This window comes from Acinetobacter sp. N1-1, assembly GCF_056711485.1.
This window is the reverse complement of record NZ_JBWXUO010000024.1, coordinates 1-19,419: the sequence shown is the minus strand read 5'-3', so window position 1 is coordinate 19,419 and position 19,419 is coordinate 1. Positions and strand designations below refer to the sequence as shown.

The 19,419-nt window shown below is 32.5% G+C and carries 20 protein-coding genes and 2 pseudogenes; 10 read left to right on the top strand and 12 right to left on the bottom strand.

Features of this window, described 5'->3' with window-relative positions; all coding sequences use genetic code 11:
• Window positions 1-234: 234 nt before the first annotated feature.
• Together AC1MPL_RS12575 and AC1MPL_RS12570 are read left to right on the top strand one after the other, a co-directional pair.
• The gene (locus AC1MPL_RS12575; protein ID WP_479766280.1) at window positions 235-702 is read left to right on the top strand and encodes a hypothetical protein; all 468 of its coding nucleotides are present in this window, start codon (window positions 235-237) and stop codon (window positions 700-702) included.
• Window positions 703-712: 10 nt separating this feature from the next.
• A complete protein-coding gene (locus AC1MPL_RS12570) occupies window positions 713-1,324 on the top strand; it encodes a hypothetical protein (protein ID WP_479766279.1) in 612 nt (203 codons plus the stop codon).
• 196 nt (window positions 1,325-1,520) lie between these two features.
• Here the strand turns inward: AC1MPL_RS12570 and AC1MPL_RS12565 are convergent.
• Together AC1MPL_RS12565 and AC1MPL_RS12560 are read right to left on the bottom strand one after the other, a co-directional pair.
• Window positions 1,521-2,686, bottom strand: a protein-coding gene (locus tag AC1MPL_RS12565; protein WP_479764079.1) for an IS3 family transposase whose coding sequence is annotated in 2 segments (ribosomal slippage) — window positions 1,521-2,428 and window positions 2,428-2,686 — 1,167 coding nt in all. Because the reading frame shifts where the segments join, the coding sequence is not laid out codon by codon here.
• Complete coding sequence (locus AC1MPL_RS12560; protein WP_479766322.1) at window positions 2,649-4,460, bottom strand: thiamine pyrophosphate-binding protein; 1,812 nt, start codon at window positions 4,458-4,460, stop codon at window positions 2,649-2,651. The genes AC1MPL_RS12565 and AC1MPL_RS12560 overlap by 38 nt, the downstream gene beginning before the upstream one ends.
• Before the next feature lie 155 nt (window positions 4,461-4,615).
• Here AC1MPL_RS12560 and AC1MPL_RS12555 point away from each other — a divergent pair, with 155 nt between their 5' ends.
• Complete coding sequence (locus AC1MPL_RS12555) at window positions 4,616-5,515, top strand: LysR family transcriptional regulator (protein WP_479766321.1); 900 nt, start codon at window positions 4,616-4,618, stop codon at window positions 5,513-5,515.
• 60 nt (window positions 5,516-5,575) lie between these two features.
• On the opposite strand, the gene AC1MPL_RS12550 is transcribed toward AC1MPL_RS12555, so the two are convergent.
• The 4 genes from AC1MPL_RS12550 to mobQ all read right to left on the bottom strand — a co-directional run bounded on the left by AC1MPL_RS12550 (window position 5,576) and on the right by mobQ (window position 10,070).
• Window positions 5,576-5,869, bottom strand: coding sequence for a YciI family protein (locus tag AC1MPL_RS12550; protein WP_479766320.1), 294 nt, complete (start codon window positions 5,867-5,869; stop codon window positions 5,576-5,578).
• Window positions 5,870-6,175: 306 nt separating this feature from the next.
• Complete coding sequence (gene repM, locus AC1MPL_RS12545) at window positions 6,176-7,165, bottom strand: replication initiation protein RepM (RefSeq protein ID WP_479766319.1); 990 nt, start codon at window positions 7,163-7,165, stop codon at window positions 6,176-6,178.
• Window positions 7,166-7,671: 506 nt separating this feature from the next.
• On the bottom strand, window positions 7,672-8,916 hold the full coding sequence (locus AC1MPL_RS12540; protein ID WP_479766318.1) for a hypothetical protein: 1,245 nt from the start codon (window positions 8,914-8,916) through the stop codon (window positions 7,672-7,674).
• A 14-nt stretch (window positions 8,917-8,930) separates the two neighbouring features.
• Window positions 8,931-10,070, bottom strand: a complete 1,140-nt coding sequence (gene mobQ / locus AC1MPL_RS12535; protein WP_479766287.1) for a MobQ family relaxase — start codon at window positions 10,068-10,070, stop codon at window positions 8,931-8,933.
• A 215-nt stretch (window positions 10,071-10,285) separates the two neighbouring features.
• Between mobQ and AC1MPL_RS12530 the strand changes: the two genes are divergently transcribed.
• From AC1MPL_RS12530 to AC1MPL_RS12515, 4 genes and pseudogenes are all read left to right on the top strand, one after another.
• Entirely contained in the window at window positions 10,286-10,579 is a 294-nt protein-coding gene (locus tag AC1MPL_RS12530; RefSeq protein WP_479766286.1) for a mobilization protein, read from the top strand.
• Window positions 10,580-10,581: 2 nt separating this feature from the next.
• Complete coding sequence (locus tag AC1MPL_RS12525) at window positions 10,582-10,863, top strand: BrnT family toxin (protein ID WP_479766285.1); 282 nt, start codon at window positions 10,582-10,584, stop codon at window positions 10,861-10,863.
• Window positions 10,854-11,150, top strand: a complete 297-nt coding sequence (locus tag AC1MPL_RS12520; RefSeq protein WP_479766284.1) for a hypothetical protein — start codon at window positions 10,854-10,856, stop codon at window positions 11,148-11,150. Before AC1MPL_RS12525 ends, AC1MPL_RS12520 begins: the two co-directional genes overlap by 10 nt.
• 104 nt (window positions 11,151-11,254) lie before the next feature.
• Window positions 11,255-11,436: pseudogene (locus AC1MPL_RS12515) on the top strand (HU family DNA-binding protein).
• Between the two features lie 196 nt (window positions 11,437-11,632).
• Here the strand turns inward: AC1MPL_RS12515 and AC1MPL_RS12510 are convergent.
• On the bottom strand, window positions 11,633-12,868 hold the full coding sequence (locus AC1MPL_RS12510) for an MFS transporter (protein WP_479766283.1): 1,236 nt from the start codon (window positions 12,866-12,868) through the stop codon (window positions 11,633-11,635).
• Window positions 12,869-12,952: 84 nt separating this feature from the next.
• Window positions 12,953-13,798, bottom strand: a complete 846-nt coding sequence (locus AC1MPL_RS12505; RefSeq protein WP_479766282.1) for a DMT family transporter — start codon at window positions 13,796-13,798, stop codon at window positions 12,953-12,955.
• Window positions 13,799-13,869: 71 nt separating this feature from the next.
• Here AC1MPL_RS12505 and AC1MPL_RS12500 point away from each other — a divergent pair.
• A protein-coding gene (locus tag AC1MPL_RS12500; protein WP_479764079.1) for an IS3 family transposase occupies window positions 13,870-15,035 on the top strand; the annotation gives its coding sequence in 2 pieces (ribosomal slippage) (window positions 13,870-14,128 and window positions 14,128-15,035; 1,167 coding nt in all).
• 42 nt (window positions 15,036-15,077) lie between these two features.
• Here the strand turns inward: AC1MPL_RS12500 and AC1MPL_RS12495 are convergent.
• Together AC1MPL_RS12495 and AC1MPL_RS12490 are read right to left on the bottom strand one after the other, a co-directional pair.
• Window positions 15,078-15,808: pseudogene (locus AC1MPL_RS12495) on the bottom strand (IS3 family transposase); the annotation flags it as partial.
• Window positions 15,771-15,911: a hypothetical protein gene (locus tag AC1MPL_RS12490; protein ID WP_479766281.1), complete on the bottom strand. Its 141-nt coding sequence runs from the start codon at window positions 15,909-15,911 to the stop codon at window positions 15,771-15,773. The pseudogene AC1MPL_RS12495 and the gene AC1MPL_RS12490, both read right to left, overlap by 38 nt.
• 147 nt (window positions 15,912-16,058) lie before the next feature.
• Between AC1MPL_RS12490 and AC1MPL_RS12485 the strand changes: the two genes are divergently transcribed.
• On the top strand, window positions 16,059-16,526 hold the full coding sequence (locus tag AC1MPL_RS12485; RefSeq protein WP_479766280.1) for a hypothetical protein: 468 nt from the start codon (window positions 16,059-16,061) through the stop codon (window positions 16,524-16,526).
• Window positions 16,527-16,536: 10 nt separating this feature from the next.
• Window positions 16,537-17,148, top strand: a complete 612-nt coding sequence (locus AC1MPL_RS12480; RefSeq protein ID WP_479766279.1) for a hypothetical protein — start codon at window positions 16,537-16,539, stop codon at window positions 17,146-17,148.
• Between the two features lie 196 nt (window positions 17,149-17,344).
• Here the strand turns inward: AC1MPL_RS12480 and AC1MPL_RS12475 are convergent.
• Both AC1MPL_RS12475 and AC1MPL_RS12470 read right to left on the bottom strand, forming a co-directional pair.
• Window positions 17,345-18,510 (bottom strand): IS3 family transposase gene (locus tag AC1MPL_RS12475; RefSeq protein ID WP_479764079.1). Its coding sequence is split into 2 segments (ribosomal slippage): window positions 17,345-18,252 and window positions 18,252-18,510, totalling 1,167 coding nucleotides; the frame shifts between segments, so codons are not numbered across the junction.
• Window positions 18,473-19,419, bottom strand: a 947-nt coding sequence (locus AC1MPL_RS12470; protein ID WP_479766278.1) for a thiamine pyrophosphate-dependent enzyme, incomplete at its 5' end; no start/stop codon positions are given. The genes AC1MPL_RS12470 and AC1MPL_RS12475, both read right to left, overlap by 38 nt.

Sequence of the window (19,419 nt, the reverse complement as noted above, 5' to 3'; positions counted from 1 at the left end):
GTATGTATAGTTTACCAAGTTAAACCCTCCTGTTTTTTCAGCAGACATCACTTTATGAATGTATGTAGCTTCCTGTTTTTTCAGCATATATCAAAAATTATTATGTCACTTATTAATAATGATACTTAAATATAAATTTCATATACTAAGAATAGTAAAGCTAAGATGGCTTTACTATAACTTATTTTAAAATATAAAGAGGCTTTAAAATTGTTTAAATGTAATAAGATGGTTATGGCATTAATTGCAGCAGTAGTATTGGGGAGTACTTCTACTTTTGCAGAAGATTTAATTAATTATGATGATAAACCTGCACAAAAAGTTATTTACCCTGTCAATGGGCAATCAGGTTTTGTTTTTCAACAACTTAATCAAAATTTTAAAACTAGTTCACAAAATTATGACACTATCATTATTGATAGTAGTAAACCTATATCTTCAGCTCAAATATCTCAAATTCTAAAATATTTAGATCAAGGGCTTACTATTATTATTGATGCTAAAGCAGGTATGGGAACTGCTCAAACACTTGCTAAACAATTAATAGGATTCTCTGTGAATTCTGAAGCTATTATGATCAAAAAAAGTATAAATGATAGTGGTTATGATATGACACCTATTTCATCAAGTGTATATGGATCAAAAGCATCAGGTACAAATGATAATGTATCAAATACTGTAAATGATATATTCGGTCTATAAGGAGATAAACATGAAATATATTACATTATCTATACTTATAATTGCATCAATGACTCAAGCTTTTGCTGATGAATGTCTTTATCCTCATAATGAACCAGTAATATTAGGAGATAACTCCCAGCTAATTTACCAACAGCAAGCTAGAAATACATGGGATGATTGGATATGGCGTGGTCAGCCATATAAATGTCCAACTACAGGTGTTCAAAGGTGTGATTACCAATGGAGTAAAGCTGTCTCAACTGCTTATGCTTTTAATGTGGGGGGAACATTAAATCTTGATAAACTTCCTACAGTTGGTGAACGCCTTCCTGGTAGTATAAATGCAGGATTTTCTAAAACACAAACAGTTACAACAACATTTGGATGGAATATATCACTAAATCCAGGATATACAGCTCAACCTATTCAAGTTGTGGTACGTCGTTGGAAACAAGGTGTATATAAGGGTGCATACATACAAACTGGTGGTAAGTGTAATGGAACAGATAGTAAATGGGGAGGTATAAGCCCTCGACCTGATAGAACAAGTATTTATCACTGGGATTCAAACAGACAGGCAAGTGGTGTACAAACAAATGTAGCTATTAAAACTTATGCGACTTACCATGTATACAAATAATTTCATCTTAAATATCATATAAATAATAAGAGATTGATTTCTAATATTTTAGGAGTCAATCGCTATTAGATTAAGCTAAAAATCTAGCTACTAAGTGAATGTTAAAAGATATGGTAAACTCTTTTAATGTTGTGTTACGCCAGTTTATATTAATTGATGTGTGCTGAATTATCAGGAGACTTTCACTTGGGAGATTTTAGGCAGCCAACTTGCAAAAGTCCTCTGCCATTTGATTTGGTGTCTTAAAATCCAAACCTTTTTGAATTCTTCGTTGATTATAAAATAACTCTATGTATTTTGTAATCTCCGCTTTGGCTTCTTCCCTCGTTTTATAGCTATGATGATGCACCAATTCGTTTTTGAGTATGCCCCAGAAGCTTTCAATCGGTGCATTATCGTAACAATCGCCACGCTTGCTCATTGAACCCTGAAAGCCACATTTTTCAAGTAAGTTTCGATATTCATGACCGCAATATTGGCTGCCTCTGTCTGAATGCACAATGAGGTCCTTAGTTGGTTTTTGATTGCGAATAGCCATATTCAATGCATCACAAACAAGCTTGGCTGTCATACGCTCATTTAAGCTGTAGCCAACCACTTGTTTCGTGTAAAGGTCTTTTACAGCTGCTAAGTACAACCAGCCTTCAGTTGTCCATATATACGTAATATCACTCGACCACGCTTGATTTGGTTTAATCATTGAGAATTGTTGTTCAAGCAAATTTGGATAGATCGCTCGGTTATGGTCACTGTTCGTTGTTCTTTTGAAACGCTTGTGGCGCTTACAATACAGCTGATTTAACTTTTTTATCTGACGAACGGCATAGGCACTAATTTTTACGCCCTGAGCCTGTAAATGCTTGGTTAAACGAATATAGCCATAGCTCTGTTTCGTTTCCTCATGTGCTATTTTGACCAAAATTGCTTGTTGATTTCGCTGAATTGATTGTTTACTCACACCTTGTTTTAGCCAATCATAAAAGCATGAAACTGATACGTGAAGTAAGCGAGCCATCAAAATAATAGGAAATAAGTGTCTTTGCGATTTCATATAGGCGTACCTTACTGACTTTCTTTGGCAAAGTACGCTGCTGCCTTTTTTAGAAATTCACGTTCCATTTCGGCTGTTTTAAGCTGCTGTTTAAGTTTTTTATTTTCTTCGAGTAAAGCATTTAGATCAGGTGAATACTGTTTTGTACCGGCTAAAGTCCCTGCCTTTGCCTTTGTATTCCAGTTCGAAAGGGTTTGCATGGAAATGCCGAGTTCTCTAGCTGTTTGGGATACATTGCCTTGATTGGCTTCTATTGCTTTGATCGCTTCAGCTTTAAATTCTGCCGTATACGTCTTGTGTTTCTTGCTCATGGTAAACTCCTGATGAGTATGTATAGTTTACCAAGTTAAACCCTCCTGTTTTTTCAGCAGACATCACACTATGCGAGTAAAAATCATTAGGTGGAAAATAGTTGCCAACCTCAATATCTAATATAATTGGACCATTTTCAGATTTTATATTTACAAGAGTGTCTTCCAAATCTTTCAGTGTTTTAATCAAATATGATTTAACTCCTAAGCTTTCAGCAAAAGTCTTCCAATTATGGTTTGGTAGTTTAGAAAAATCTTCAGAAACACCTTGTTTTTTCATTGTATCTATATGAATTGCACCATGTGCATTATTATTCATAATGACAAAAATAATTTTAAGCCCATATTTTGCAGCAGTTTGGATCTCTATACCATGCATTAACATGCATCCATCACCAGTAACGACTAAGCATTCTTTTTGCGGGTCACCAAGTTTTACACCAATTCCTGCACATATTGCCCACCCCATAGGAGCAAGAACATTAGATGTATGGTAATCGCCACCTCCTTTAGATTTCCAAAAATGAGCCATGAATATTCTATGAGCCCCAGAGTCCACTACAACATTAATATTCTTAGATAGTTTGTCTTCCAATATATTTATTGCATCTCCCGGATGAATACTATTACAGCCTTTTTCATATTTTATATTGTCGTATAAAGGAATATTTTTTAGTTTTTTTACCCACTTTTTTCTGAACTGCAACATATCTTTATTAAAAAAATCTTTTGAATTAATATTATCTAAAAACAAATCAATGTTTGAGAAAATATTTATATCGGGTTCATAATGTAAGTTAACTTTTTCTAGTTGATTGTTTATGTAAATAACCTTTCTATTTTTTATTAAGTCCGGATTCCAATGAAGTGAATCACGTTGGTTTAAATCACAACCTAAAACAATAAGAACATCAATTTCATTGTGTATAGTATCAATTGCACACTTATTTCCAGCGAACCCATATATCCCTAAAGAAAGCTCATTATTTTCTGGAAAAGACCCTTTTCCAGATAAGCTTGTCGTTATAGGAATATGATATTTTTTTGCAAATTCTAGAAGAAGGCTACTGCTTTTTTTATTATTTAAACAACTTCCTACTAATACAGCTATTTTTTGATAAGTATTTAATAAGTCTAATACTTTAATGACTCCACGATAATCAACAACCATTTCATATCTGTCATCTATAATGTTTTCTTCATTTTTAAGACTAAAAGAAGCTTTTGCTTTTTGAATATCTATAGGAAGGCTTAAATAAGCCCGATTTGAAAAATCCGAGTTTAATGAATGCAGGACTCTTTTAAAATAATGCTTTAAATTATAAGAATTTTTTATCTCAAAAGAATTTTTAAACAGCATAGAAATCATATTTGTTTCATTAATACCTGAACAAGATCCATCTTGAAATGCACCTTGTGCTTCATGATATGTAGAAATGCCGCCAGCTAAGTATAAAACTGGAATTTTATCAGATTCTGCTGCAGCCATAGCAGGAACTAGATTCATGACCCCTGGGCCTGAAATAGCTAAACAAACTCCAAATTTAGATGTAACACGAGCATAACCATCAGCCATATATCCAGCTGCTGATTCATGAGCAGCCATTATTCCTGTAATATTTTTTTCGTTTTCAATTGCTCTTATAAAAGGATATATTAACTTTCCTGGTACTAAAAAAATATGATTAATACCATGTGTTGATAATGATGAAATTATAACCGTTGCATTATCTATTGCATTAATTTGATTATCACCATGAATGACTGAACCCATTTACATTTTTCCCAAAAATGTTATATATAAATTAACAATTCGATATATATAACATTTTATTAAAAATAATAAATACTTAAAAATACAAGTCAATTATGCTTTTTTGCAATATAATATCTATTTTATTTTTATAGATTTTATGTTAGACCTTAATAATGGTAATATGCAGAAATATTGAACGATTAGTACGTAACTGGGATGATCTACGCTTTTTCTTATTAATTTCACGAACCAATAACTTAACTAAGGCTGCTTTAGAGCTAAATGTAGACCAAGCAACAGTTAGTAGAAGAATTTTGGCTTTTGAAAAGCACATAGATACTAAGCTATTTATCCGTACTCCTAAAAAAATTATTCTGAGCCCTATTGGAGAACAACTATTACCTCATGTTTTAGAAATAGAGAAATCTATTCAAAAGATTAACAGTAAAATAAATGATACTAACTCAAACCTATATGGGCATATTACAATAGCAACAACAGATACTATAGCCCAAAGTTTTGTAATACCTGCTTTAGAAAAAATAAATATACTTTATCCAAATCTAAAAATATCTTTAATAACATCGATTAACCTTTCTAATATCTCATATGGAGAAGTTGATTTAGCAATAAGAGGATCTAAACCTGAAGCCAAAAATTTAATAATAAGAAAATTAAATACAATAGAAATGGGATTATTTGCATCAAAAGACTACCTTATAAAAAAAGGTAGTCCTTCAGACCATAAAGATTTAGAAAATCATAATTTATTAATGTTTCAAAAACATCTTGTTCCAAGACATTGGAATAATCTTCTAGGCTTTGAAATATCAGAAGAAAATGTCATATTCCAGGCTAACTCTCAACTATCTCTTCTAGAAGCAACAAAGAGGAATCTAGGAATTAGCTTATTATCAACATTTATAGCTAATAAAGAGTTAAATATTACTAGAATTTTTCCTGAATTATATGACATAGTAGATATTTGGTTAGTCATTCATCCTGACATACAAAAAACAAAAAAAGTACGAGTAGTTATAGATGTCTTAGAAAGTTTTTTTAATTCTAGATAAAGAAAATCCATCTGAATTTTCTAATTCAGATGGATATATTTATCTAAGTAGGCTTGAACTCTAATTCTTTTGACAATATTCTTTAATTTCATTCTGAAATTTTGAGGGTGAAAACTCCATATATTCATAATTAGCAATTTCATTCTGATAAAATGGATCTTTTTTCATTATGAGTTGAGCCTCTTGTAAAGAAGAGTTTATAACAACAATTACACCACCAACTCTATTAGCACGTCGACCAGAAACTAAAAATTTATTTTTAGTATAGTACTCATCTAAAAAACTAATATGACTGTCTAAAAATTTATCGACAAACTCTAATTCTTTTTTATAAGTAACGGTAACTATGATCAATTTATATATCCATTTAATTAAAAATTAAATTAACAATACAATACTTTTTACTAGAATTACATATTTTCAATTTGATAAATTTTTAAATGCAATTTTAAGTACCTCTAAAAGATTTAAAGATTTTTGTGGAAAAAATATTATAAACTTCATTTACAAAGAAATAATTTTATTTAGTAGTTAGCCTACATCCTTCTTAAACTACCTAGGTATTTCTATAAGCTAATAAAATAAAAGATAAATCAACTCAGCAAACGTTTGAAAATATTTTGTTAAATGTTATGAAGCTAAATATCTATTAAACTGGATTTAACATTTTGTCTTAAATCCAAGTCTATCCAAAGTATTGATGTTTTGTTGCACAAAATCGTGATGAGCTAGCTTTAAGATAAGCCTTCTTTCAAGATCGATATAGTCTTCTCCTGGTTCTGCATTTTTACTAGCAAAATCGTGATCGTGAGCAAGTTTATGTGCAAAAAATCTAATTTGTTTTTCAGTTAATCCTGTAAATAAATCAATAGTATTTTTATCTTTTAAACTACCTGAAGGGACTTTCTTCGGATTCTTTTGTTTAAATTTGAATGAAAAACCTGTAATTATACGTCCCTGTTTATGCTGTTCATACTTAATAGTATAATCGGAAAACTGATTCACTTGTTCTACTGCAATATCTAATACACGTAGCTTAAAATTGGAAATAATTTTATATTGTTTTTTATCTATGCCAAGCACACCTCTGAGTTTTTCCATCTCAATAAATGGAATATGTCCTACACTTTCCCACTTCATTAATAATTCAAAAAGCCGTGTTGCATAAGTACTAGTAAATTCAACCGTCTGCGATAGGTAATAACTTGTAAAGTATTCTTTGGAATTTGAAATTAGACTAACAACATCATCAGTAAATTGAAAATGTAGTAATCCAAGTTTTTCAGTGTAGCCCACCTTTTGTACCCACCTTGACTTCATCACAGTTGAGACATCTGAACTCTTTAGTTTTTTAGGAGGTTTAAAGGTACTATTTTGTCCAAAATCCAGACCATACAAAGTATAAGAAAAATATCGTAAGAATAAACGCTCTGATGCTTCTTTTAAGGATCTATAAGCCATATCTTGTGATGTATTAAACTGCTCTGCATATTCACTGGCATGTATAGTAAGTATTGTATTACTTGTAACTTCCTGTCGTTGATTATTTGCTTTGACTAAAGCCAAACCTATTAGACGTTGCTCTACAAGACTTAATGTATAACTTGCGTCAATTAATGCATTATTTTTTATAATTAGATCACTAGCCAAATTATAATACTCTATTATTTAATGTATTTTATATTACTTTAATTTTTAAGGTATATCAATACGATATAAACGTATAGATAAGACGATATAAACGTATAGATAAGACGATATAAACGTATAGATAAGACGATATAAACGTATAGATATACACCTTTAAGGTATTGATTTTAATAAAAAAAAATGGGCGTAAAATTATTAAAATTATTAAAATTATTAAAATTATTAAAATTATTATTTTTAAATAAAAAATTCAGTTGAGCTTTGATATACAGAAGTAAATGTAATCATATAAAAGAATAATCTAATGTAATTTTAGACACTAGCTAAAATAGAAATACTAAATTTAAAGTTTATAAAAGTGAACTGGGAGTAGTTAACTATCTTTAAAAAGTCTTAAAACATAGTTACATATACTTGTATATGGAGCTCTAAGGCTTCTTAAGGAAGAGTTTAATCACTTCTGCTACCTAACTAACTTGGCTAATAAAAATAAGGCCCTACAGCCTTTAATCGAGTGATTTGCAATTAAGAGTAACTTGTAGCTCTGGAAACTTCTTCCTAACCTCATTTATCGACTGTTTCGTAAAGTTGAGCGAATAAACTCTAAGCTGAGATAATTTTGTGTTGTCTGCTAATAATTTTTGATTTTGACTGACCAATGCATTATTGAAGTCAGATATTTCTGAATATCGTTTTGATGCTGCGATATTGAAGCCAACCAAAATGATGAACACCACAAAAAGAATAGAAATTGTATTGAGAGCAAAATATTTAATAGTCAGTTTGTCACATAAATTTCGATATAAGACTTCTTGTTTTTCTATAATTTTTTGCGTTATTCCTAGGCTTTTTTCCGTATTTCTCTCTAAATTTGCAGTGATTTTCTCATTTTTTTCATTAATTTTTTGCTCAACATCACTCATTTTTTCAAAAGATTGACTGATTTGATCATCCATTCTTTTAGAAATATCCGTAATTTTTTGGTCAAATATTTCATTGATTTGAGCTGTTTCAGTATTTAGTTTTTTAATAACTTGCTCTTGGAACGTGGCACATGAATCATAGAGCTTATCCATGTTTTGTTTATTCTTTTCTTGCACATCTAAAAATGCCTGATCAACACGCTTAATGGCAGCTGTCATTTTTTTATTAAAAGAATCAACATGATTTCTAAAATCTTCAAGGCTAGAATGATGTTGTTCTTTAACTGTTTCAACTGCCTCAGTCAAACGCTTATAAATGACTATTGACCCACGTACAGCAGTTTCATTTGCTTCAGATATTTCCGAAACAAGCTGTTGATTCTGTTCTTTAAATTGGTTAATAAATTGTGTTGTAATGTTATCTTTAACATTGAGTGATATCTGTTTAATCAGATTAGAACCAATTAACTGACTACTCTCTTCAATTTTCTCAGTCAGATATTCTGTATTATGCTCAAGTGTTTCAATGCTGTTATTCACATGTGTAGATATTTGCTGAATTTCATCATCTAAATGCTTAAGATTGGTTTGCTGTTTTTTGATATTGTTGCTGGATTGATGAACAACACTTGCAAGCTCAGTTAATTCAATGTTTGTTATAAAATCATGAATATCAGTTTTGATATTTTCTTGTGAATCCGTAATACGAGTATTCAGTTCGGTCAGTAGTTCAAAATGTTTTGTTTTCTCGTGCTCAAGTACTTGAGATAGTATCTGTAGCGTAGATGACATCTCTGTTAGCATGGCTGTAATGTGTTGTTCACTCATAGTGAATCCCCAGTTTAACAATCAAAACTTTGACTGTGATCTGTTGAGTTTTTCTGTTGTGGCTCTGCTTTTTTCGGTTCAGGCTTAGGCTGTACTTCAGCCTCTTTCTCTATACTTTCATGCTTAACGCTTTGAGATTCAATCATTTCTTGTTCTTGTTTTGCAGCATTTGCTTGTTCTTCAATACGAGCGTTAAGCTGTGAAAATAGAGATTCTTTTTTAAACTTCTCAATGCTTGCATTTAACCGGTCAAAAATATCCGCTTTGGTATTATCATTTTGCTGTTTTGCATTATTGATAATGTTTTCAAAAGCTTTTTTATTTGCTTCACTCTTCATTTTTGATAGCAGTTGTTCTGTAGCCCTGATTTCAAGATTTAAATTAAAAGCTTTAATGGCATCGTTCTTTTTTGCGACTTCTGGCAACACAATCTTGGACTTTCGCTCATTCACTGGTTTTTTATTTTCTCGTTCATACTGTCTGCGTAAAGCAGTGACAGCAGGCCCTTCATGCTGTGTCGCTTGTTTTTCAATATTTTGCTCTGCATAACTACGATGATCTACAACGACATGACTAAAGCCAGCTTTTTCTAAGTGATGATTAATAAGTTCTGCAAATTCAGCACGCCATTCTTTGACTGTTTTACTGCCTTTTTCTTTGTTGAAGTCACGATATTTTTTATCTGCAAAAAGTCCTGTTTCTAGATCAATGGATCTCGTCGTAAATAGGATGTGAGCATGGTAGTTCCGATCATCAGAATCATTATTTTTATGTGGGGCATGAATCGCAGCATCTACAACGACATTGTATTTTTGAACAATTTTTTTGCATAAGTCATTGAGCATTTCTTTTCGTTGTTCTTGGTTGAGTTCATGTGGAAATGCAATTTCAAACTCTCTCGCCAGTGTGGCATCTTTTCGATTTTCTCGATCTTCAACAGCATTCCACAGTTCGTTTCGACTCAATAGATCAGTACTTATATTGTCAGGTGCATAAATCTGAGCAAGTTCAACACCTAATTTTCGAGTGTAATCTTGTACTTTGCCGTATTTATTATCTATCAGTTTTTCAGCAGCACGATAAGCAGCGCAAGCGACAGCACTGCGGCCCTCACTTCGACTTATGTTCTTAACTGAAAAATGATATATCGCCAATTTTTTACTCTTCGTTATTTATTAATAGTGCTTTTGGGGTAAAGGGGTGAAACCCCTTTCGTGCTTACCATTGAAAAAATATAACGCAGTTATATTTTTTCAATGGATAAGTGCGCCCTTGCTTCACTTCGGGATTCTTTGAGTATCATATAGCGTCTTGAACTTTAGTTCAAAGGCTTTTATGATCGAGAATAATCCCTGACTTGGTAGACATGATGAGTACTGAAAAAAAAGTGACTAAAAAGCTCACATTAGATGAGAAAATTGAACAACAATCTGAAAAACTCAAACAGCTAAAAGCACAAAAACAAGCATTCGAAGCAAGAGAAAGAATTAAGAAAAAAGAGCAAGAACGAAAAGATGATACTCGCAGAAAGATTCTGCTCGGATCTTACCTATTGAAGAAAATGCAGAATGATGAAAATAAAGAAAAAATACTTGCTGATTTAGATAAGTATTTAACAGAAAATCGTGACAGAATACTTTTTGGATTAGATGAAAAGATTTAGTCATGAAATATGAGTGGGATGAGATTAAAAACCAGAAGAATCAAAAAAAGCATAAAATTAGCTTTGAAGATGCAATGCTTATATTTGCTGATCCAATGCTAAAAATTGTTCCAGATACAACAACCAATACAAATGAAGAAGTATATTTAGCAGTTGGTAGAATGTTAGATAGTTACAATATTTTGCTTGTCGCACATACTTACAGGGATGAAAATGGTGAGGAAATTACTCGCATTATTTCAGCACGAAAATTGAGTAAAGGTGAGGTTAAACAATGGCAATAGTCACTAAAACACTTGAAGAGGTACTTGCTCAAAGAGCAAACCCCACACGAATGAAAGAGATCTCTGAAATTAAAGATGAAGAAATCGATTTCTCTGATATTCCTGAATTGACAGAAAAAGATTTTAAGGCTGCAATCCCTTTCCAAGAGTTTCTAGCAACGCGTAAAATCAAAGATGAATCAGCGACTGTGAATCAATTTAATCATTGGTTTGATACACAAGATAAATCAACCCAAAAAACGGTTGAAAATATTTTATTAAATATTATGAAGCTCAACACTCATTAAGCTAGCTTTATCATTCAAGGATTAGTTATGAACAAAGCAGAGTTACTTGCCAAACTTGCACCCAAGAAGAATCGAGAGCCATACTTAATGCTGTTCTTGAAACATTGGAAGAGGGTTTAGTTGAAAGCAAGAATATTCGCTTGATCGGCTTTGGAACATTTGCAGTAAAAAAAGAGCAGAAAGCTTAGGACGTAATCCTAAAACAAATGAAGTTATTAAGATTGAGACAAAAGAGGCTATAACCTTTAAAGCGGGTAAGGCTTTAGATGAAAAAATCAATTTTTAACATTCTAAGTTTAGACTGTTCTATATATAAAATCCCCAAAATGAGTAGCTATTCAGACTGATCTTGCTTTTCAAGCCACTCATTACATAAATCTGTTGTAATGATTTCCACATACTAAAACTCAATATAGATTACAAACTATATTGAGTTTTAGTATGTGGAAATATAAATATTATTTTGACCAATTTCTCAAACTTTAAGTGCTAGTTACATTAGCTATATTATTTCTAGATTGGAGAATTGTTTGAGTGAATAATAGTCCTAAACTTATAAAAATAATACATGTTAATAAGTAATATGAAGAGGTATAAAGACCATATTTATCAATAAAAATACCAAGAATTAGAGGTATCCAATTTGCAATATAAGCTATTATGTAAAATACAGAAATTAGTTTTGCATGATTATGCTTTGGAACAATTTTATTTACTAAAGTCGCACTACCAACAAAAACGGCTCCATATGCATAGCCACCAACAGCTAAACCTAATAATGAAAATATAAAATTTATTTTTATAATAGAAACCAAATATAGAAATAAAGAAATTATTTGTGCAATATAACCATATTTTAATGATTTCTCCGCTTCAAATTTTCGACATATAATCTGACTGAATCCAGCAATTAATAGATATATTGCAACCAAATATCCAAAAATCTGGCTATTTTGAGCATGTAGAATTTTCTCTGAAATACTAGGACCGACAGCTAGTATCACTGCAGCAATTCCCCAACAAAAAAACAAGGAAAACGAGGCTAGTAAATAACGTGGTCCTGCCTTGTCTAATGCTTTTATTAGTTTATCAGGCGTATGTTTATCATCTTCTCTATTTTGTTTTACATCAGGTACACTATTTTTAGGCCAGCATAAGAATATACCTATTATACTCAAAGTAGCTATAGCCATGATTACTACAAAAGGTGTTACCGTTGGGTAAAAAGAAAAGTGTAGTGCAACACTGCTAAAAATTGGCCCTAAAGCAAGACCCAAAGTAAAGGAAAAAGAGGCTATCAGAGCTGCTAACTTTCCATTATCATTTTTCGTAAATTTTACTAAGGCTAAGTTAGCAGCTCCTGTTAGTGCACCAGTACCTACACCCGCCAAAAGACGTCCCAAACATAAAGAGATGAATGAATTAGACACAGAAAATAGGTATGATCCTAAAAATACAATTATTAAAGCTGGTATTATTAATTTTCTCAAATCCCTAGTTTTATGTGCTAGCTTACTTATACTCAATAGTGAACATAGAACTCCAGCAGCATAGGCCCCATATATAGCAGTTAAGTTAACAGCTGTTAAATTTAATTTTGCTTGATATATTGGATATAAGGGGGTTGGGGTACTACTATTAAGCAGTGCTGCCATTAAACCAAGTGATAGAAATATTAGTATTCTATATAGTTTAGTGTTATTAGATACATTTTCCATATCATGGACTTACAAAGTTATATTATTTTTATTATAAAAATAATATAACTCTAAAAAAATGGACAAAAATACATACTAACTATTCTATTTTATATTGGTATGTTTATTAAGAAGAATCACCATTACTCCTGCAGTAATTATTAGTAGTATTCCAAATGCCATTTTTAAAGATATTCGTTCTCCTAAAAAATAGTATCCTAACAAAGTTGAAAAAATAATTGTACTATATGATAAAGTAGATATTACAATTGGGTTACCATAACCATATGCTTTTGTTAGAGATATCTGCCCAAAACTACCGCTGACTCCTATGCCTATTAACAAATAAATTTGAAAAATAGAAGGTAAGTAAAATCCTGAAAACAGCTGATTAATGAATGATATAACAACCCCTACTAATGAAAAATAGAAAACGACTCTAATATCTGATTCACCTGCACTAATAAGCTGTTTTACATTAAAGTATGCAAAAGCTGTTAATATAGCTGCTAATAAACCTATAACTGTTCCTGAAAAATCTGTAAAATGTGGGTCTAAAAGACAATAAATACCTAATAGTGATAGAAATATTACAACAAAAATAAGGTAAGATTTTTTTTTATTACTCGTAGTAAAAACAATTAAAGTTTGAAAAACTGGATTGGTATACATCAATGCAGTTGCAGCAGCAATGGGAAGTTTAGCAACTGCATAAAAATTGCAATACATTGCTAAATTACCTAAAACAGCCCTATATAAGTTTAATTTTAAGAATTGTGTTTTAATACTTTGTTTTTTTATTTTTAAAATAAAAAAACAAAGTATTAAATTAACTAAAGTTCGATAAAATAAAATATTTAATAAACTTATATCTATAGATGCTTTTTTAACTAAAAAACCCATTACTGCAAATAGCAAACTAGCAACTAGAATCCAAAAACCACTAATCATAATGATGATGTCTGCTGAAAAAACAGGAGGGTTTAACTTGGTAAACTATACATACTCATCAGGAGTTTACCATGAGCAAGAAACACAAGACGTATACGGCAGAATTTAAAGCTGAAGCGATCAAAGCAATAGAAGCCAATCAAGGCAATGTATCCCAAACAGCTAGAGAACTCGGCATTTCCATGCAAACCCTTTCGAACTGGAATACAAAGGCAAAGGCAGGGACTTTAGCCGGTACAAAACAGTATTCACCTGATCTAAATGCTTTACTCGAAGAAAATAAAAAACTTAAACAGCAGCTTAAAACAGCCGAAATGGAACGTGAATTTCTAAAAAAGGCAGCAGCGTACTTTGCCAAAGAAAGTCAGTAAGGTACGCCTATATGAAATCGCAAAGACACTTATTTCCTATTATTTTGATGGCTCGCTTACTTCACGTATCAGTTTCATGCTTTTATGATTGGCTAAAACAAGGTGTGAGTAAACAATCAATTCAGCGAAATCAACAAGCAATTTTGGTCAAAATAGCACATGAGGAAACGAAACAGAGCTATGGCTATATTCGTTTAACCAAGCATTTACAGGCTCAGGGCGTAAAAATTAGTGCCTATGCCGTTCGTCAGATAAAAAAGTTAAATCAGCTGTATTGTAAGCGCCACAAGCGTTTCAAAAGAACAACGAACAGTGACCATAACCGAGCGATCTATCCAAATTTGCTTGAACAACAATTCTCAATGATTAAACCAAATCAAGCGTGGTCGAGTGATATTACGTATATATGGACAACTGAAGGCTGGTTGTACTTAGCAGCTGTAAAAGACCTTTACACGAAACAAGTGGTTGGCTACAGCTTAAATGAGCGTATGACAGCCAAGCTTGTTTGTGATGCATTGAATATGGCTATTCGCAATCAAAAACCAACTAAGGACCTCATTGTGCATTCAGACAGAGGCAGCCAATATTGCGGTCATGAATATCGAAACTTACTTGAAAAATGTGGCTTTCAGGGTTCAATGAGCAAGCGTGGCGATTGTTACGATAATGCACCGATTGAAAGCTTCTGGGGCATACTCAAAAACGAATTGGTGCATCATCATAGCTATAAAACGAGGGAAGAAGCCAAAGCGGAGATTACAAAATACATAGAGTTATTTTATAATCAACGAAGAATTCAAAAAGGTTTGGATTTTAAGACACCAAATCAAATGGCAGAGGACTTTTGCAAGTTGGCTGCCTAAAATCTCCCAAGTGAAAGTCTCCTGATAATTCAGCACACATCAGTACAACCAGCCTTCAGTTGTCCATATATACGTAATATCACTCGACCACGCTTGATTTGGTTTAATCATTGAGAATTGTTGTTCAAGCAAATTTGGATAGATCGCTCGGTTATGGTCACTGTTCGTTGTTCTTTTGAAACGCTTGTGGCGCTTACAATACAGCTGATTTAACTTTTTTATCTGACGAACGGCATAGGCACTAATTTTTACGCCCTGAGCCTGTAAATGCTTGGTTAAACGAATATAGCCATAGCTCTGTTTCGTTTCCTCATGTGCTATTTTGACCAAAATTGCTTGTTGATTTCGCTGAATTGATTGTTTACTCACACCTTGTTTTAGCCAATCATAAAAGCATGAAACTGATACGTGAAGTAAGCGAGCCATCAAAATAATAGGAAATAAGTGTCTTTGCGATTTCATATAGGCGTACCTTACTGACTTTCTTTGGCAAAGTACGCTGCTGCCTTTTTTAGAAATTCACGTTCCATTTCGGCTATTTTAAGCTGCTGTTTAAGTTTTTTATTTTCTTCGAGTAAAGCATTTAGATCAGGTGAATACTGTTTTGTACCGGCTAAAGTCCCTGCCTTTGCCTTTGTATTCCAGTTCGAAAGGGTTTGCATGGAAATGCCGAGTTCTCTAGCTGTTTGGGATACATTGCCTTGATTGGCTTCTATTGCTTTGATCGCTTCAGCTTTAAATTCTGCCGTATACGTCTTGTGTTTCTTGCTCATGGTAAACTCCTGATGAGTATGTATAGTTTACCAAGTTAAACCCTCCTGTTTTTTCAGCAGACATCACTTTATGAATGTATGTAGCTTCCTGTTTTTTCAGCATATATCAAAAATTATTATGTCACTTATTAATAATGATACTTAAATATAAATTTCATATACTAAGAATAGTAAAGCTAAGATGGCTTTACTATAACTTATTTTAAAATATAAAGAGGCTTTAAAATTGTTTAAATGTAATAAGATGGTTATGGCATTAATTGCAGCAGTAGTATTGGGGAGTACTTCTACTTTTGCAGAAGATTTAATTAATTATGATGATAAACCTGCACAAAAAGTTATTTACCCTGTCAATGGGCAATCAGGTTTTGTTTTTCAACAACTTAATCAAAATTTTAAAACTAGTTCACAAAATTATGACACTATCATTATTGATAGTAGTAAACCTATATCTTCAGCTCAAATATCTCAAATTCTAAAATATTTAGATCAAGGGCTTACTATTATTATTGATGCTAAAGCAGGTATGGGAACTGCTCAAACACTTGCTAAACAATTAATAGGATTCTCTGTGAATTCTGAAGCTATTATGATCAAAAAAAGTATAAATGATAGTGGTTATGATATGACACCTATTTCATCAAGTGTATATGGATCAAAAGCATCAGGTACAAATGATAATGTATCAAATACTGTAAATGATATATTCGGTCTATAAGGAGATAAACATGAAATATATTACATTATCTATACTTATAATTGCATCAATGACTCAAGCTTTTGCTGATGAATGTCTTTATCCTCATAATGAACCAGTAATATTAGGAGATAACTCCCAGCTAATTTACCAACAGCAAGCTAGAAATACATGGGATGATTGGATATGGCGTGGTCAGCCATATAAATGTCCAACTACAGGTGTTCAAAGGTGTGATTACCAATGGAGTAAAGCTGTCTCAACTGCTTATGCTTTTAATGTGGGGGGAACATTAAATCTTGATAAACTTCCTACAGTTGGTGAACGCCTTCCTGGTAGTATAAATGCAGGATTTTCTAAAACACAAACAGTTACAACAACATTTGGATGGAATATATCACTAAATCCAGGATATACAGCTCAACCTATTCAAGTTGTGGTACGTCGTTGGAAACAAGGTGTATATAAGGGTGCATACATACAAACTGGTGGTAAGTGTAATGGAACAGATAGTAAATGGGGAGGTATAAGCCCTCGACCTGATAGAACAAGTATTTATCACTGGGATTCAAACAGACAGGCAAGTGGTGTACAAACAAATGTAGCTATTAAAACTTATGCGACTTACCATGTATACAAATAATTTCATCTTAAATATCATATAAATAATAAGAGATTGATTTCTAATATTTTAGGAGTCAATCGCTATTAGATTAAGCTAAAAATCTAGCTACTAAGTGAATGTTAAAAGATATGGTAAACTCTTTTAATGTTGTGTTACGCCAGTTTATATTAATTGATGTGTGCTGAATTATCAGGAGACTTTCACTTGGGAGATTTTAGGCAGCCAACTTGCAAAAGTCCTCTGCCATTTGATTTGGTGTCTTAAAATCCAAACCTTTTTGAATTCTTCGTTGATTATAAAATAACTCTATGTATTTTGTAATCTCCGCTTTGGCTTCTTCCCTCGTTTTATAGCTATGATGATGCACCAATTCGTTTTTGAGTATGCCCCAGAAGCTTTCAATCGGTGCATTATCGTAACAATCGCCACGCTTGCTCATTGAACCCTGAAAGCCACATTTTTCAAGTAAGTTTCGATATTCATGACCGCAATATTGGCTGCCTCTGTCTGAATGCACAATGAGGTCCTTAGTTGGTTTTTGATTGCGAATAGCCATATTCAATGCATCACAAACAAGCTTGGCTGTCATACGCTCATTTAAGCTGTAGCCAACCACTTGTTTCGTGTAAAGGTCTTTTACAGCTGCTAAGTACAACCAGCCTTCAGTTGTCCATATATACGTAATATCACTCGACCACGCTTGATTTGGTTTAATCATTGAGAATTGTTGTTCAAGCAAATTTGGATAGATCGCTCGGTTATGGTCACTGTTCGTTGTTCTTTTGAAACGCTTGTGGCGCTTACAATACAGCTGATTTAACTTTTTTATCTGACGAACGGCATAGGCACTAATTTTTACGCCCTGAGCCTGTAAATGCTTGGTTAAACGAATATAGCCATAGCTCTGTTTCGTTTCCTCATGTGCTATTTTGACCAAAATTGCTTGTTGATTTCGCTGAATTGATTGTTTACTCACACCTTGTTTTAGCCAATCATAAAAGCATGAAACTGATACGTGAAGTAAGCGAGCCATCAAAATAATAGGAAATAAGTGTCTTTGCGATTTCATATAGGCGTACCTTACTGACTTTCTTTGGCAAAGTACGCTGCTGCCTTTTTTAGAAATTCACGTTCCATTTCGGCTGTTTTAAGCTGCTGTTTAAGTTTTTTATTTTCTTCGAGTAAAGCATTTAGATCAGGTGAATACTGTTTTGTACCGGCTAAAGTCCCTGCCTTTGCCTTTGTATTCCAGTTCGAAAGGGTTTGCATGGAAATGCCGAGTTCTCTAGCTGTTTGGGATACATTGCCTTGATTGGCTTCTATTGCTTTGATCGCTTCAGCTTTAAATTCTGCCGTATACGTCTTGTGTTTCTTGCTCATGGTAAACTCCTGATGAGTATGTATAGTTTACCAAGTTAAACCCTCCTGTTTTTTCAGCAGACATCACACTATGCGAGTAAAAATCATTAGGTGGAAAATAGTTGCCAACCTCAATATCTAATATAATTGGACCATTTTCAGATTTTATATTTACAAGAGTGTCTTCCAAATCTTTCAGTGTTTTAATCAAATATGATTTAACTCCTAAGCTTTCAGCAAAAGTCTTCCAATTATGGTTTGGTAGTTTAGAAAAATCTTCAGAAACACCTTGTTTTTTCATTGTATCTATATGAATTGCACCATGTGCATTATTATTCATAATGACAAAAATAATTTTAAGCCCATATTTTGCAGCAGTTTGGATCTCTATACCATGCATTAACATGCATCCATCACCAGTAACGACTAAGCATTCTTTTTGCGGGTCACCAAGTTTTACACCAATTCCTGCACATATTGCCCACCCCATAGGAGCAAGAACATTAGATGTATGGTAATCGCCACCTCCTTTAGATTTCCAAAAATGAGCCATGAATATTCTATGAGCCCCAGAGTCCACTACAACATTAATATTCTTAGATAGTTTGTCTTCCAATATATTTATTGCATCTCCCGGATGAATACTATTACAGCCTTTTTCATATTTTATATTGTCGTATAAAGGAATATTTTTTAGTTTTTTTACCCACTTTTTTCTGAACTGCAACATATCTTTATTAAAAAAATCTTTTGAATTAATATTATCTAAAAACAAATCAATGTTTGAGAAAATATTTATATCGGGTTCATAATGTAAGTTAACTTTTTCTAGTTGATTGTTTATGTAAATAACCTTTCTATTTTTTATTAAGTCCGGATTCCAATGAAGTGAATCACGTTGGTTTAAATCACAACCTAAAACAATAAGAA